This window comes from uncultured Kriegella sp., from assembly GCF_963975415.1.
Taxonomy (GTDB): Bacteria; Bacteroidota; Bacteroidia; order Flavobacteriales; family Flavobacteriaceae; genus Kriegella.
Genome location: NZ_CAXBGN010000014.1, coordinates 93,592 through 109,195, shown reverse-complemented (window position 1 = coordinate 109,195; position 15,604 = coordinate 93,592). Strand labels below are relative to the sequence as shown.

At 40.1% G+C, this 15,604-nt stretch carries 17 protein-coding genes and 1 tRNA gene; 14 read left to right on the top strand and 4 right to left on the bottom strand.

What is annotated here, in order from left to right; translation table 11 throughout:
* Nucleotides 1-13 precede the first annotated feature (13 nt).
* From AACZ88_RS21530 to AACZ88_RS21515, 4 genes are all read right to left on the bottom strand, one after another.
* Nucleotides 14-1,537, bottom strand: a complete 1,524-nt coding sequence (locus AACZ88_RS21530) for a hypothetical protein (protein ID WP_109649955.1) — start codon at nucleotides 1,535-1,537, stop codon at nucleotides 14-16.
* Nucleotides 1,534-2,892, bottom strand: a complete 1,359-nt coding sequence (locus tag AACZ88_RS21525; RefSeq protein WP_109649956.1) for a toll/interleukin-1 receptor domain-containing protein — start codon at nucleotides 2,890-2,892, stop codon at nucleotides 1,534-1,536. The genes AACZ88_RS21530 and AACZ88_RS21525 overlap by 4 nt, the downstream gene beginning before the upstream one ends.
* A 43-nt stretch (nucleotides 2,893-2,935) precedes the next feature.
* Nucleotides 2,936-3,262, bottom strand: a complete 327-nt coding sequence (locus tag AACZ88_RS21520; protein WP_109649957.1) for a helix-turn-helix transcriptional regulator — start codon at nucleotides 3,260-3,262, stop codon at nucleotides 2,936-2,938.
* 353 nt (nucleotides 3,263-3,615) lie between these two features.
* Nucleotides 3,616-5,742 (bottom strand): DUF262 domain-containing protein, encoded by a 2,127-nt coding sequence (locus AACZ88_RS21515; protein ID WP_109649958.1) that lies wholly within the window; start codon nucleotides 5,740-5,742, stop codon nucleotides 3,616-3,618.
* A 533-nt stretch (nucleotides 5,743-6,275) separates the two neighbouring features.
* Between AACZ88_RS21515 and AACZ88_RS21510 the strand changes: the two genes are divergently transcribed.
* The 14 genes from AACZ88_RS21510 (at nucleotide 6,276) to AACZ88_RS21445 (ending at nucleotide 15,528) form a co-directional block, all read left to right on the top strand.
* Complete coding sequence (locus AACZ88_RS21510; RefSeq protein ID WP_109649960.1) at nucleotides 6,276-6,761, top strand: PRTRC system protein E; 486 nt, start codon at nucleotides 6,276-6,278, stop codon at nucleotides 6,759-6,761.
* 12 nt (nucleotides 6,762-6,773) lie between these two features.
* On the top strand, nucleotides 6,774-6,989 hold the full coding sequence (locus AACZ88_RS21505) for a PRTRC system protein C (RefSeq protein ID WP_109649961.1): 216 nt from the start codon (nucleotides 6,774-6,776) through the stop codon (nucleotides 6,987-6,989).
* A gap of 2 nt (nucleotides 6,990-6,991) precedes the next feature.
* On the top strand, nucleotides 6,992-8,035 hold the full coding sequence (locus AACZ88_RS21500) for a hypothetical protein (protein WP_109649962.1): 1,044 nt from the start codon (nucleotides 6,992-6,994) through the stop codon (nucleotides 8,033-8,035).
* The gene (locus AACZ88_RS21495) at nucleotides 8,035-8,745 is read left to right on the top strand and encodes a hypothetical protein (protein ID WP_109649963.1); all 711 of its coding nucleotides are present in this window, start codon (nucleotides 8,035-8,037) and stop codon (nucleotides 8,743-8,745) included. The genes AACZ88_RS21500 and AACZ88_RS21495 overlap by 1 nt, the downstream gene beginning before the upstream one ends.
* On the top strand, nucleotides 8,735-9,535 hold the full coding sequence (locus AACZ88_RS21490; protein WP_170117816.1) for a PRTRC system ThiF family protein: 801 nt from the start codon (nucleotides 8,735-8,737) through the stop codon (nucleotides 9,533-9,535). Before AACZ88_RS21495 ends, AACZ88_RS21490 begins: the two co-directional genes overlap by 11 nt.
* Nucleotides 9,522-9,761 (top strand): hypothetical protein, encoded by a 240-nt coding sequence (locus tag AACZ88_RS21485; protein ID WP_129654155.1) that lies wholly within the window; start codon nucleotides 9,522-9,524, stop codon nucleotides 9,759-9,761. Before AACZ88_RS21490 ends, AACZ88_RS21485 begins: the two co-directional genes overlap by 14 nt.
* A 406-nt stretch (nucleotides 9,762-10,167) precedes the next feature.
* Nucleotides 10,168-10,770, top strand: a complete 603-nt coding sequence (locus AACZ88_RS21480; RefSeq protein WP_109649966.1) for a DUF6088 family protein — start codon at nucleotides 10,168-10,170, stop codon at nucleotides 10,768-10,770.
* Complete coding sequence (locus tag AACZ88_RS21475; protein WP_109649967.1) at nucleotides 10,763-11,800, top strand: nucleotidyl transferase AbiEii/AbiGii toxin family protein; 1,038 nt, start codon at nucleotides 10,763-10,765, stop codon at nucleotides 11,798-11,800. The genes AACZ88_RS21480 and AACZ88_RS21475 overlap by 8 nt, the downstream gene beginning before the upstream one ends.
* A 29-nt stretch (nucleotides 11,801-11,829) precedes the next feature.
* Nucleotides 11,830-12,618 (top strand): hypothetical protein, encoded by a 789-nt coding sequence (locus AACZ88_RS21470; protein ID WP_109649968.1) that lies wholly within the window; start codon nucleotides 11,830-11,832, stop codon nucleotides 12,616-12,618.
* Nucleotides 12,615-13,100: a hypothetical protein gene (locus AACZ88_RS21465; protein WP_109649969.1), complete on the top strand. Its 486-nt coding sequence runs from the start codon at nucleotides 12,615-12,617 to the stop codon at nucleotides 13,098-13,100. Before AACZ88_RS21470 ends, AACZ88_RS21465 begins: the two co-directional genes overlap by 4 nt.
* Nucleotides 13,101-13,272: 172 nt before the next feature.
* Nucleotides 13,273-13,614 (top strand): plasmid mobilization relaxosome protein MobC, encoded by a 342-nt coding sequence (mobC, locus tag AACZ88_RS21460; RefSeq protein ID WP_165357355.1) that lies wholly within the window; start codon nucleotides 13,273-13,275, stop codon nucleotides 13,612-13,614.
* Nucleotides 13,611-14,639 carry a relaxase/mobilization nuclease domain-containing protein gene (locus tag AACZ88_RS21455; RefSeq protein WP_109649971.1) on the top strand — a complete coding sequence of 343 codons (1,029 nt, stop codon included), beginning with the start codon at nucleotides 13,611-13,613 and terminating at the stop codon, nucleotides 14,637-14,639. Before mobC ends, AACZ88_RS21455 begins: the two co-directional genes overlap by 4 nt.
* Before the next feature lie 27 nt (nucleotides 14,640-14,666).
* Nucleotides 14,667-14,912, top strand: a complete 246-nt coding sequence (locus AACZ88_RS21450) for a hypothetical protein (protein WP_109649972.1) — start codon at nucleotides 14,667-14,669, stop codon at nucleotides 14,910-14,912.
* Between the two features lie 534 nt (nucleotides 14,913-15,446).
* Nucleotides 15,447-15,528 (top strand) — tRNA-Leu (locus AACZ88_RS21445).
* The last annotated feature ends 76 nt before the right edge of the window (nucleotides 15,529-15,604 follow it).

Sequence of the window (15,604 nt, the reverse complement as noted above, 5' to 3'; positions counted from 1 at the left end):
TCGTCCGTTGGCATTAGATATAATATTTAAATGCTAAAGGCGGTGTTTTTATGTCAGTACTCGCAGTAAGTATTTCTCCAATCTTGTCCGCAAATCTTAACGTTACAGGTTCACCATCTGCAAAAATGCAGGCATTATAATTCAATTTAGTTAAAGATAAAATATCCTTTAAAACTTGTTTTATATCTGCTTCTCCTTTATTTATTTCTATAAATAAAGGATTAGGAACCTCCATTGATAATGCAGTTTGTATTTTAGGAACATAGCCCACAGTCCATAGAAAGGCACTTCTCTCGTTAACTACATATGCATTTCCTCTTAAAATTGTATAATCTCCCTCAGTTTTGTATAATTTGAGTGGTTTTGTTTTTGAAATGGTTACTCCGACAAGATTAGTTTCTTTTGGTGTCACTTCTAAAAATGCATCCCATTCTTGATGATTAAACCTTGTTTTTGCGTGAATGAATACCTCTTTAGGATATTCTCCAATCTGTTCTTTATAGGATTGTAAGGATTGACTTAACAGAGCCTTCGCTTCTTTAGGTTCTAAATGATACTGTCCATTTTTAGGATTGTACCAAGGTCCAACTTCTCCTTTAAAAACCGTACCATCTCCATTATCTAAAAACATTTGAGCTGCACAACAAGCATTTCTTGGGTTTTTACTTTTTTCAACTTTTTTATAAACTAAACCAAGATAGCATACTCCATTTCGGACATCAGATAATTTCCAAGGTTTACCTCCAGCTTTGTAAAACGCAGCTGTTGAAATTGTCCAAGCCAAATGCCCTTCAATTTTAGAAAAATCTCTAATTGGCAGACCAAATGCATTTTTGAAATCGCGCCAAGCCAACGTACTTTCTCTAAAAATTTGTGTTGGTATGGTGTGTTTTAATAATCTTGCCTTAAATTGGTCGTGAAACTGTGCGTCATAATTATAAGTTTCAGCCTCTTTTTCTTGTTCTTTTAATTCTATGTTGATATCTGGGAATAGTGATGGTTCATACCTGAAAGATTTTGCTTTTGATTTAGACATTAGTGCCTTAGTCTGAACCATTTCTTTGGGAAGTACTGAATTTGGTCTGCAATATTTATAAATTTCATCTGGAACAATGACGAACCATACATCGACATTTTCATCTTCATTTTTATTAGCAGAAATGATCTTGTCTATAAAAAGGGAAACTAAGTCGTAAGTTCGCTTATGCGTACTGCTATTGTAAAGAAATTTACCAATATCTTCATTTGTAACTTCTTTAAATGTGATTCCTGTGGATTCCCATTTACAATCGAAAACAGCTTCAAAACCGGGAAACATCGGTCTAGTAATACTGTTACTATTATAGATTGGTTTTTGTATGTGGTCTAAATAATCTCTAAATATTTTCAGTCCTTGTTTAGTACCAATAACGCCACTCTTAATGCCATAAAGATTATTTAATGGACCAAATAAGGCAAGTCCATCTCTGGCGTCAGTACATTTTTGACCGTGTGCAAATAGTATTTTTGGTTCTTCGATGTATATAAGTTCTTTCATTCAGCTTCTAAATTTTCAATCAACTCTTCCAGCTCCTCGATATCTTCGCCTTGGTTAAAGCCCGATAATTCAGCTTCTTCTTCAAGAGTATTTTTTTCAGGAATATTATAGCTTACGTTACCTTTAAATTTTACTGGTTCATTGGATACAAAAACTTTCTCTTCACTACCCATTTCTAAATAAAAGGAAGTGTCATCGTCGGATAAATATTTAATAAATGCCAATAGTTTGGTTCTCCAAGTATTATTCCACCAGTTTTTACCTTGTCTTCTTCTTGATGAATGTTGAACGCTTGAAGAGTCAATCAATTTTTTTCCGTCTGCCGTAAAAAATATGTGTGATGAAATCATTAATACAGGAAAGGGATAAAGTTTTGAAGCTCCAGAAATTGCGAAATGCCAATTTTTATCTTTTTGCTTTCCGACTAACATGGTTTTCTCAAATTTGTCTTTTTCTAACTTACCTTTTTCGAGCCAATATGCGGTTTTATTAGACATTTCATATTCTTGAACTTCTTTATCTTTCATCCTTAATTCAAATGCTTTATTAAGAAGTTGTACTATTAGCCTTTTACATTCTGCATTTCTAATAAAATTAGAATCATAACTTCCTGATAAAATTTCCTCTGTTGGTATCCTAATTGTTTTGCTCTTATGATATGTTTCTGTTTTAGGTAAATGATATGTAAAGTCGTAGGCCCAAGCGAACGTACAGAGATAATTTTTGTAACGAACAGCAGGAAACGTCAGTTCTCTTACGTCAAATCTTTTAGGAAGCATCCAATTGTATTCGTGAAATCTTAACTCTTCAGGAAAGGACAATATCGAAAGCCAATTTGAGTCATAAATTTCTTCTTTTTCAATTACACTTTTATCGTGCAGAAAAATTTGTTGATAAAGTAAATTACTTTTTGAAGCGTCAGCAACTTCTTTTGGAACTTTTTGTTTTTCGAACGCTTCTAATATATCTTTCAAACCTCTTGCCCAAGACATTTTAAAATCGATAGCGTTAAGCCTAACAATATCAATATTAATATCATCGTAAGATAGTTGTTCATCAATTGCTAATGGAATAATGAACTTATCATCTTTCAGTTGCTTTTTTACTTTTGCTGCAACTGCTAATTCTTTAAGAACACCTTCGCGTTGATTTGAATAAGATGATGAAACAAGTAAAAATTTACAGGTATCTTCTCTTATAACTTTTTCGATATTGCTCCAGAAATCAACCCCTTTATCTAAAAAAAGAATGTCACACCAAACTTCGTATCCTAATCCAATTAGTTTTAACGCTAACCATCTAGTAAAATCATTGTCATCGGGTGTTGCGTGACTTATAAATATTTTATTTCTCATTCGCTAAATTGTCGTTTGCAGTAACTTCTTGGTTTACTATTAGTTAAAACTTTAAACTTTTTTGTTTTAAGTTAGCTTGACGTAAATAATTAACTTTTTTTTCTGCTACTTGAAGAACATCAAGTGAGCAACTACTTTCGTAAATTTTTTTTGCAATCACTTGACTAAGAAATTCAATCCTTAATTCATCTAAGTTTAAATTAAATACAGAGGCTAAAAGGTTTAATCGTTTTTCATCAAAATCCCTTTTTCCATTCTCTATTTTACTCAAATTTGCTGAATCTAATTCGAGTTTTGCACCTAACTGAGTTAACGTAAATCCCTTATCGGTTCTTAGTTGTCTGATGTATTCTCCAAAATGTTTCTTCATTTGACTTGAATATTTTGACTTGTCAGTTGATGACAAAATTAGTGAAGTATATTGATTAGTTAAAAAACCTTTCTTGATTGTTTGAAAATACCATAAGTAAGGAAAGAAGCAGTTCTTTTGTTTTTTAGCGTTGGATTGTGTCTGTCGGCAAAAAAACGAATGTGCTGCCTATGCTTTAAGTCATTGAATCTAGAAGCACGATTTACACAATATGTAGAAAAGTTTCGGCTATGCGCAGTGCGGAATCTCAAGACTCTTTCCTTTCCGTTCAGCACTTAGTTTATTAAATGTTCTCGGTTTCATGTTAGCAGTTCCGCCAGCATTACGCATGGCCATCGATGTCCCTCGTACTTTTATTTCGTTTCTTCAATTTCTTCCTCGTACATAAAATCCAAGAAAAGCAGTTCCGCCATTGACCTTTCGTCCTCAAATTTTAAGTCCCATCTCTTTTCCATAAATTCTAATAGCTTTATGCTTCTTTCCAAAATTGTGTCTGCGTTCCAATCAGGATAATTTGAAACTTCTATCTCTGAATGTGAACCGTCTGAATAACCTTGTCTGATTTTGTCTTTTCTATCATTGTATTTTGGGTTTTTCTTGTTAACAAAACAGTCATTTTGCAAGCTAGAATTGATGCTTTGAGACAAGGGGAGAAGATTTCCTAATGTGCCTTGAAAATAATGTCGTTCTTGTTTTTTGTATTCTCTAAAACTTTCTTTCCAACACTTCTTGTCAGGAGTTTGAGGGTAAATGTGCTCGATTGATATTTTATCCTTTTCTCCTTTTACAAACAGTTTCCAATCTATCTTTTGGCTACCTCTTTGTCGTACTTTTTCCATTTCATACTCATAGAGGAAATATCTTAAGCCGTTCCAATTGTAGAAACCACCGCCACTTTTAAACTTCTTCTCAATGAATTTTTGAAAGTATGTATAGTCAAAATAGGTTTCTTCTGATTCTTGGGGCGTGTAGAAACAGTAGTTCATTCGTTCATTCAATCTTTCAATTATCGTATCAATCGAGAGTTCATTATTCCTTAATTGTCTTGCTGCTCGATAGAATTCACTATTTCTATAAGTTGAAAAAGCTCTACTGAGTCGGAAGGTTACGAATATGAAACGTTCAATTGCTTGAAAAAGTCCAACTCTATCAACAGTTTCCATCTTTGACAAGTAAGAAACTGTGACTAATGGACGAAAATAAATGATTCCAATACGATTCAAACGGTCAATCCAAAGTCGTTCTATCTCTGGTAGGTCAGGATTATTTACTGGATGATTTGTGTTGTACCAATGAACTGCTGCGGATTTAAGACTATTTACATAGTCCTCAATTTCTTTCGGTGTAAGTTTAGAGCGAAGAACGGTTTTTTCTTCTCCATTTCCGTTTGTTTCAACTTCTTCTTGGTCAGTTTCTTCATTCTCTTTGATTTCCTCAAATTCTTGTATGGAACTTACTTTTACTTCTGTTTTTGCGTAGATATTTTGAGGAGTAAATTTTTGTTCAAGAAGAAAACGAATGTAATCGTCTCCTTTTTCCCTTGAGTATTGGAAATACATGATCCAATGAGCTACAAGAAAATCGTCATCATTTAAGGGATATTTCTTATTTCTGCCTAACTGATAATATACCTCTTTCCAAGCGTCATTGATTTTTTCTCTAAGTGAAGTTCGTTCGTCTGGTTTCAGTTCATCCTCTTCATATAGTGTTGTGAGGTATATTAGTCTGTTTTTTAGTAGTTCTAGGTTGGAAAGCTTTTTCCCTCGATTGTTCATTGTTTCAAAAGCGACAAAAACATCAAAGTCATCACTAATTTCATAGACGTTAAACATTAGGTTTTGCGTCAGCTTTTTAAAGAGTGATTCAATTTCGGACAGACCATACTCATTATAGAATTCGGCCAGATTCTCTTTGAAAAACTTCTTAGAATTTTCAAGGTTTAGTGTGTAAAAGGTTTCCTGAATACTTCCGCTGTTACGTTCAAGAAAAATCCTATGCTTTAGGAATTTGAAACTTGGATTGTCTGTTTCGTATCCAAATTTGTATGTCTTGATAATAAATTGTGGTGGTTTCTCAATTACAAGGTATGATTCTTTGATAGCTTTCAAGCTGAAAGAACCTAAATAAATATCATCTTCCTTATTCTCTGAATTTGAAGGTAGTTCTTTCAGCAATTCAGAAATAACTTGAATAAAAATCACAAAGGTTGTCAGCCTTTGTTGTCCATCAACGATGTGAAATGGTTTATAGCCTCTATCTTCAATCAGCCATTTTTCGTCATTCCAAGAAGACCAAGTTTGTCTATTCAATTTTTTCAAAGATAGAAGTCCTGTATAGTGAAATCTGTCATGTGGCAGGTTTACCACATCTTCCCAAAAGTCTTTTAATTGTCTTGTAGTCCAAGCGTATCCACGTTGGTAGTCCGGGATTTTGAAAATCCTGTTTTTAAATATGTTCTGTAATGATTCTAATTCTTGCATTTAGTTTCTTTTGTATGAGGCACAACAAGAATATATCATCAATCATTGAATATAAACGCAGTATACCTACAATAAAAGTATTGAATTAATGCGATAATTCTCCCAGACATAAAAACCAATTAATTGAGTTGAAGAAGATAACAGTAAGTGTTCCAGAAAACGGCGAATTTTACGGGACTGTTTAAACGTAATGCTATTGCTTCTGTCAAGGTGTCCCAACCCTGGTCTTTTTTAGTATTCTCGTTAATTGACCTTTTATAGGACATTTTAATAGATAAATACATTATCACTTCCTCGATCTCCAGAAAGCTATCGCCAATTATTTCCATAAAAATTTAATAGGCGCTCAAAGCTCATCCAGATAAGTACAACTACACCGCCCAACTCCAATAGGCAGACACCGGTTTCAACGCCCCTTCGGGGCGTATTCTGTGGTTAGGGGAAGGAGAAGCTGATTGTGGTTTAAACCCTTAATATTCAATGTTTTAAAGGTTCTTGGGGGTATCTTGTAACAACAATTAAAAGCAATACCTATGGAAACATTCTTTAAATCTTTGGGCAGGACGGGCATCGGGCAATTCTCCATATCGGTCTCCTTTCACGGTACGAACTGTGCGGTCTCCCTGCTCCCAAAGGCATCGGAGGGCGACAACGCCCTGAAAGCGATAAGGCCCTTCACGCTCAAGGGCAGTATCGAGGAAATCGATACCGTCTTTTTGGATCGGTTGGGGAAACCCATGCAGGAAACAAAAGTCCTGTTCGACAATGCCAACGGCTATCTCAGCAACCTGAAAAAGGCCGAAGAAAAGACCAAAATGGCGAACGACCGCAAGGAGAAAAAGAAAAAGGCCCTGTCCGACCTAAAGGAACTGGTCAAGGGCAAGAAATTTAACCCTATGGTCGAACACGAGAAGGCCGTGGATCTGGCCAACAAAGTACTGGAACTCGATGAAAACGACGCTTTGGCAAAAAAAACCATCGAGGATATGAAAGCCTATCAACAACCCACCTTTTTTTAACCCACAAGCATTATGGAAGTATTAGGATTGGAACGAAAATTTATGCTAAAGAACGTTTCGGGTGAATCCGTCTTGGACGACATCGACCCGAACTGGACACCGGATCAAATCAAAGACCACTATGCCTCGGTGTATCCCGAACTGACCAACGCCAAGATCGTGGACAATGGCATTGTCGAGGGTCGTCATGAAATTATGTTCAAGACCATAGCGGGAACCAAAGGATAGCGATGAATGAAAAAGAAGCACATACCATCAAAAGAGGAACTGTCACACTTCCACAAGGCCTTGTTCGGCATTCTGGATTCGCGGACGAAGCCGTCATCGGGAACACGAAGACCCAAACACATCCAACAAGGGGATTGTTTTTTTCTGACCTGACCATACCGATCTTGCCCCGATTCGAGGTATTCGCCGATGGGGACGAAAATCGATGGGACACGCTAGGCACACTAACGAAAAATGCGTTGGACACGCTTTCGGGCAAAGAAATCGCATTGATGAACGGTAGCCCTGAAATGCGGTTCTTCGAACAATTGCAACGATTGCACAGGGAAATTCCGGATGCTATGGTAAAGGAGGTATGTACACAAGAGGGAAATAATGGCATCCTTGTCATGAAACCCGTTTTTGAGGCGCACCATATTTGGGCGATTCCAATGGCCCCGATATTTTCGCTGCGAATCCGCAGTCCAAAATTGTTCGCTAGCCTGCTGTCCTTTGTGCATTCATTGCCCTTTGACAATGTATTCAAACGGATGGGCTACCTCTTGGAATGTTTGCTCGAATGGTCATTCGAGGTCTCGGAATCCGAATCCGACCCCAAGACAGACTGCTGTGCCGAGGAGCCATGCGTTCTGTGCTTTATCGAGGCACATGCTTCCGATTATGCAGAGTACGAGGATTTCGATTGGCTGGCCTGTATGCGTGGCTACCGTCCAAAGAACACCTTGTTCAAAATGATGCGGGATTTGCTGTTGGAAGCCCCTGCCATTGAATTCAATGCCTTTGCCAACCTTTGTTTCTTGGAAGACGATATGGATATGGAAGTTGACGACCTGATCGTCTTTTTGGATAGTGAGGATTCCCAACTGGAAAACGGCTATATCAACTTTGTAAACGAGATTGCGCAGTATGGCTACTCCCATGCCATCTACGATACCTCCCTTACCATTGGTAAAGAGACCAAGGCCTTTTTTATGCGGGAGGAAGGGCAGGTAAATGCCGTTTTCAATTTTATGGACCGTTTGAACGAACTCTTAAAAAAACTCTGATGGAAGAAAACACCCTACACGACCCGAAATTTCATTTTGAACCCAAAATAGCCATCATAGGCTATGAGGCCATAAACGGGTATTACGGACGAGACGAATGTTACTTTTCAAGGCATACCGTTCGAAACGGGAAATTGGGGGCAGGGTCTCCGCTTACCATGGATATGGTAAGGGACATGCTCAAATTGGTCGATGTGGACCAAAGTGAGTTTTCCTTTAAGGGTCGGTTGCCCAAACAATTGCTCTATTTTAGGGACAAGGGGACATTGCAATTGGTCTGGTATTGTGACCGACCCGTGGAAAGGCTACTTTTTAAAGAGCAATTGGACATACCTACGGGAACATACCCCATACCCAAATTGGTATTTTCCCTTTCGGGGGAATCGCTGTCCGTTTTCGCGATAACACGAAAAAAGCCGATCCATGACGATACGGAACTCTACCATGCCCCTTTTATGAATGTATACGCCTCTGGAAAGGTGTGCATGGGCGATGCGACATTGCACTATCGCCATTTGGACTTTTATGAGGACATCATGGCCTTTGTGGAAAAGCAATTTTTCCTGTCCGTGTTTACCCATACGAACCACGACCATCTGCTGAACGGAAACTACACTGAGTTGATGCTCCAGATGCACGAGACAATGCATTTCGAGGAAGCCCTTTTACTCCCGAACCACCAACTTTTACAGCATGTCTATGAAAACTGATTACCACTACGCCCCGAATTATTTTTTCGCTCCCACCCATCCCATAACCATTGCGTTGGTCGGGGCAGGGGGCAATGGTTCCCTCGTGTTGGCACGTTTGGCAAGGCTCGACCATGCCTTGGTGCAGTTGGGGCATCCAGGCATCTATGTGACCGTTTTCGACGGGGATATGGTACAGCCTTCGAACGTGGGCCGACAATTGTACGCCCCACAGGATGTTGGGGGCAACAAGGCCATTTGTGCCGTAACCAAGGTCAACCATACCTTCGGACTGCAATGGGATGCCGTTCCCGAACGGATAGGTGCGGACGATAAAAGATTGCACGCCAATTTGATCATTAGCTGTGTGGACGGTGCCGATTTTAGGTTGGAACTGGCAAAGGTGTTGGAACACCCACACTCAAGTTCCTATCCCTATGAGAACCAACATTATTGGTTGGATTTGGGCAACGGGAAATACTTTGGTCAGTATGTCCTCGGAAATCTGCAACACAATGATCGGCCTTCGAATAGGGAGGTGCAAAACCAAAAGTTAGATCATATAGTTGATTTGTTCCCCGACCTATCAAAAATGGAGGATGAGGTGGAACAGGGTAAAGGGTGTAGCTATGCGGACAAGTTGCAGGAACAATCGCTGTTCATCAATGATGCCCTGTCGTCAATGGCCGTCCATTGCCTCTACGAACTTTTAGTGAACAAAAAAATCAAATATCACGGGGCATTCGTAAACCTTGAAACAGGCAGGACGAATCCGCTCCCCATAAAATCCAATGTGCATGCTATCGCTTGAAATTCTATACGAAAAGCTTCCCTTTTTGGGATTCATCATTTTTATGTGGATCATTCTACAGGGAATGCTCAGGCTCAAACGTTTTTTGGGAATACCGTTACTGCTATTTCTTTTCATCATGGTCGGCATTCCATTTATCAAGGACTTGATATGGCTTTTCGGGGCAATGGAACTATCGGTCTGGGGATATTATATCGCTAAAAGATGGCCGAGGTCGTACTCCTGACCATATCATTGGACTGATCGATCTTATTTGTCCGTCTTTTTCTCTCCCTCCCCATGGTTTCTGCGGGAGTTGAAAACCCTCCACCTTCAAGCCTGACCAAGCGAGCACGCTGCGCTGGCTCGCATTCGGTCGTCTTTCCGGCTACTGATTTTCAAACCCCTCGAAACGGGACGCAAACGTATGGAAGCCCCTATCGGGGTCCCATACCTTTGCGGAACGTGTTTTGTAGTTCCATAGTGTACGAGAACTTTGTTCGGTGTGTGTACCGTTGATTCCCGTATTTAAGATATTTTACCGTTTTTTACGCAAACAAATTTGAAGGCAACTATTGTAGGAATAGATTAATAGCCAAAGGTATTCTGTAACAAAAATTTACTAAATTTGTTACAGATAAGATGAATGTGTTATGCAGAGTGTTGAGTCCAAAATAAAAAAATCCATTTCCAAAAAGGAGCGGGGAGAATTAGTGTTCCCCGATGATTTTCGGGGATTGGGTTCCCCTGAAGCCATACGGCTAGCTCTCCACAGGATTGAAAAAGAAGGTTATATAAAAAGAGTGGCCCAAGGAATCTATATACGCCCCAAGACAAGTAAATATGCGGGAGAGGTATTGCCAACGGCAGAGGAAATTGCTAGGGCAATAGCCAAAAGGGACAAGATCAGGTTGGTGCCTACCGGAGTGTATGCCTTAAGTGCATTGGGGCTTAGCACACAGGTACCCATGAAACTTGTCTTTCTTACCGATGGAGCTCCCCGGGAAATAAAATTGGGGAAGCGAAGCATAAAACTAAAGAAGACCACCCCCAAGAATTTATCGGCCAAGGGCGAGATAAGCAGACTGGTCATACAGGCCCTTCGCGAGATCGGAAAGGAACAATTAACGGACGAGGAAGAAGCAAAGATTATTGCCCTATTGAAAAAAGAAGACCAAAAAGACCTGCTTCACGATATAGCATTGGCTCCGGCATGGATACGGAAAATTATGGAAAAGAGCTTGGACAATGGATAAAATGACATTCTACGATATACCCAAAGAAGATCGGCTTGCCATCTTTAAAAATGTAGAAAACAAAACGGGTATCCCCGATTTTGCTGCTGAAAAGGACTGGTGGGTCGTCCGTACATTGGGAATAATATTTGAAATGGGGATAGCGGAACATTTGGTATTTAAAGGCGGGACGTCGCTAAGCAAGGCTTGGAAACTGATAGATCGATTTAGCGAAGATATCGACCTTGCCGCTGACCGTGGATTTTTTGGATATTCTGGGGAACTATCAAAAAAAGAATTGACCAAGCTCCGAAAAGAAACCAGCTCCTATATTTCAGGGAAATTTTATCCAGAGTTGCAGCAGCGATTCAAGAGCAATGGATTTAAGGATGTGGGTTTCAATATCATTCAGGCCGAATCAAGTGACCAAGACCCCCGTATCATAGAAATCTACTATCCCTATCTTACCAAATCCCCCGGATACATCCAACCAAGAGTACAGGTCGAGATTGGCTGTCGCTCCTTAAGGGAACCTTTTCGATTAAAACCGATAAACTCCTTTGTTGACGAAGAATATCCCGATGCCGAATTTGTCGAGTCTCCAGTAAATGTCCCATCCGTAACCCCTGAAAGGACTTTTTTGGAAAAACTTTTCCTATTGCATGAGGAATTCCAACGTCCCAAGGAAAAGATAAGGGTAGATAGGTTAAGCCGTCATTTGTACGATATTTTCCAATTATCGAAAACGGAATTTGCGGTCAATGCCATCCACGACAAAGGTTTATATGAAACCATTGTAAATCATAGATATGTATTCACAAAACTTGGTGGGGTCGATTATAATCTGCATCGACCTCAGGATATACGGCCCATCCCACCCCCTGAGTATGAGGACGATTGGAAGGCAGATTATAAAACCATGCAAGAGCAAATGATTTATGGGGATTCCCCAGCCTATGAAAATTTGGTCAAAGGAATCCAAGGATTTTTAGAAAAGATGAACGCTTTGAATTGGAGAATGGGAGTGGAATTTCCCTTGCCTAAAAGTTGAGAACAATCTATATTGATTAAATTTATACCATGTCGGAAACCCTATATAAAGTACTGGATTTCAGTCGGCCGATAGACCGACAGTCTTTCGTTGAGGTCATCAGTGAACTGGATGGTCTTTCCCCTTCCCACAAAAAGACCACGCTTTCGGACGAGCAACTGAAAACCCTCATCACGGCCATCTTTACGTATGGGCTTCATTATGACGAGGTATCCGAAGGGCAACGGGAACTGCTGTTAAAGGCAATTCTGGAAGGCAAACAACCACTGTTCGACCTATCCCAAACCTTTGTAAGACATCTGATGAACAATCTGGATAGTCCTGCGATGTTACAGTTGGAAGCACTCCAAAATATCGAATGTGATTTGAAACGGCCATTGTCCAATGAACCGCTAGCGGATTTTGTAGAAATGGAACTATTGGACCAAGCTACGTCATACCGAAAATGGGAATATGGCCGATTCTCCATAGCTTATTTAACAGCGCGTTTTTCGACGCAGGCCCAATGGAAAAAAGTGGAGAAAACCGTGAAAGAAAAGAAACCACGCCCCGAAGCTTATCTCAAAAATTTTGATAAGGAACTGGAAAATGCACGCTATAGTCTCGATGCCCACGAACAAGTACTGCTACATCTTGTCGTAAAGGCAAAGCTCTGGCCTGGGAAGACTACAATGGCCGATTATTTGTTGGCGGGTTCTATAGTGCAACAACACCTGCTCGGCCTCTCCCTTCGGTCCGAAAAACTTGCCAAGGTCTTGGTAAATGCTATAGAGCGAACTCCAAACATAAACAAACGCAGGGGCGGACCTAAATTATGATTCCGTCGGAAAAACTGCTCAGCTATCTGGAAGATTTGGCCAAGAAGGAACATCCCGAGGTCAACGGCAAGGAATATTCCCGGTCACAGGTTTTATTGGCCGAGCGTTTGGTACGTGATGTACAAAATGCAATCGGCATCGCTTCTCAAAAACCGAAACTTTCGCGTAGACGGGCCTTTATCGTCATCTTGGAAGAGCTTTATTACAATGTACCCAAATACCCCGAAGAGCTTACCCTTCAGGGTATCCACCGAAGGGCTTCCCAACGGTTCGAGTATATGAACAGGGACATAAAATCCTTTACCACACCCATGGAGGTGCATCCCAAAGACCCCTGTACTTTTTATGAGGACAACGCCCATGGCAAAGCTCGCTATAGATCTGCATTAAAGCATCTCGTATTGGAATCCCATAGATATTTTGAGGTTCCTGAAGCCGAGGCTTCTCTCAAAACCCTTTTCGAGGACGTAAAACTTTGTTGAATCCATTTACCGTACAACACTCGGTGTACGACAAAGTCCTTACTGAATTGCGATATGTTTTAGGTTTGGCCTAAGTTAATCGGAGGTCACGTAGCAAGCCATGTTTTTGCAAGCAAAAACCGCTCACTTCGTTCGCGAGGCTTGTCGGGGATCCTCCCCAAACCCCTGGATTATGGCACGGCCAAAAAAGGATATTGAATCATTGAAAGCGATACGGGTCAATGTACGCATGACGGTCAATGAATACCTTATAGTTTCTAGAAATGCGGCCACGTTGGGCATGGGCATACCGGACTACATCCGTAAAAAGGTAACGGGCAGACCGCTACCAAGAACCAAGGTGACACCGGAGGACAGACGATTGTTCGTCGAGTTGAGCCGGATCGGCAACAACATCAACCAACTGACCAAAAACGCACATTTGCGTATGCATTCCCCTAAAGACTTGTATCGTCGCTTGGGAGAGTTGCGGCACCTCTTGCATGAATTAAAGTCGAATATCACCAACAAATGATTGCAAAACAGATAAAGGGCAAGGATTTTTATGGACTGTTGGCCTACAACCAACAAAAGGTGGAACTGGGCCAGGCCACTGTGCTGGATGCGAATATAGAATTGGGCAGCCCGGTCGATATGACCAAGGAGTTCAATTTAATTCGGCAGTTACGCCCGAGACTTGGCAAAGCGGTCTATCATGTGTCCCTGAACCTGCCGCCGGGCGATAAGATGCGTGATAGTGAATTCGTTTCGATAGGATTGGATTATCTCAAGGGAATGGGGTTCGATGACAACCAATATATCATGTACCGCCATGACGACCAAAGCCATCAACACATCCATATCGTTGCCAATAGGGTAAAACTATCTGGAGCGCTGGTCAGCGATAGTAGGGACTACGAGCGCAGCGAACGCTTGGTACGCAAGCTGGAAAAGAAATTTGGTCTTTCAGAGCTACCGGACGCAAGCTTGGAAAGAGAGGCGGCACTAACTCAAAAAGAGATAGAAAAATCGCTCCGGACAGGCAAAGCACCGATTAAAAGCCTGCTTCAACATCATTTGAGGGAAGCGTTAAAACGTTCAGCTACTACAGAGGAATTCCTCTATGAATTGCTGTCAAGAAATATCCGGCCAAAATTCAATATCAGCAAGACCACGGGAAGGGTTTCCGGTATCTCCTTCAAATATGAAGAAGTGATTTATAAGGGCAGCAGCCTAGGCCGAAAATATTCATGGAACAACATCATAAAAAAGATCGATTATGAACAAATCAGAGACCGTGCAGTTATTCTCGAAAATAATCATCCAGAACAAGGAAATAAAGGAGTTGTTGCTCCGGATACAGGCCAATCAAGTAACACTATCGGAAAGGCAAAAGATGCTGAGGGAGGGACAGTCCAAATTGGTGGAAAACCAAAATACGATTTGGGAGGCACTCAAAAGGATGGCCTAGATGACGAACCTTTCACTCCGTTCAAAATGGAACTGGAAGATTTCGACCGCAGGAAGCGAAAGAAGAAAAGAAGGAGAACAGGGAAATAAAATAGGGTAGGGTATTATTGGAATTTAATGGGCAACCAGGTAAACATACAGCCACTTAATTTGACCGGAAAGGCATTTTGCGAAAAGCTTGGTGTATCCTATAATGGCCAAATAATGCAAGCTTTACGGGAACTGGGTCTAGTTAGCTTTTTTAAGGTTGGTAAAAAATATCTGTATGCTTATGAGGACATTGATTCGGTCAATCAAAAACTTCGCAGAGGGGAGATTTCGATTAAGGTTGACAATGGTTATTATATTACTTTGAACGAATAGAAGGAAAGGTAGAAAATGGCTTCACAAGATAACATTTTAAAAAAATTTACCTAGCTAAGATTTTGGGCTATATCTAAAAATGATTCGATAATATAATCAGTCTCTTTACAATAAGTGGATTTTGTAAAGAGTCAAATTTTTTTAATGTTACTTAATTGACTTTAAGGACAATTCAAGAATCATGATGAAAAGGCTTAATGTAAAGAGTTTGCAATCTTATCAATTATTATAGGTCATATTTCCTGCCTTTTATTAGGTATGTAAGTTTGAAAATCTAGATTTACATAGCATTTTTCTTCAATTACAAGTCCCCCTATTTAAAGTGCATTACTAGATTCTTAAAATTATCACTAACCCTTCAAATTATTCGGATTTTTTTTATCAGTATAATTAATATTGAAGCTTATATGAGCAGATTAGACTTAGGGGCTAAGCAAGAAAAAGTTCATAAAAATATTAATATGCGGGTGCGGAATTGGTAGACATGGTAGACTTAGGATTTATCCAAATAAAAGTTCTTAAAATATTGAAAAAGCGGGCGTGGTGGAATTGGTAGACACGCCAGACTTAGGATCTAGTGCTTCACGGCGTGGGAGTTCGAGTCTCCCCGCCCGCACTTAAAGCCGAAGATTTCTCTTCGGCTTTTTTATTTCAAAAGCTCACAGAAAATAGGCATGGGTATAACATAGGTA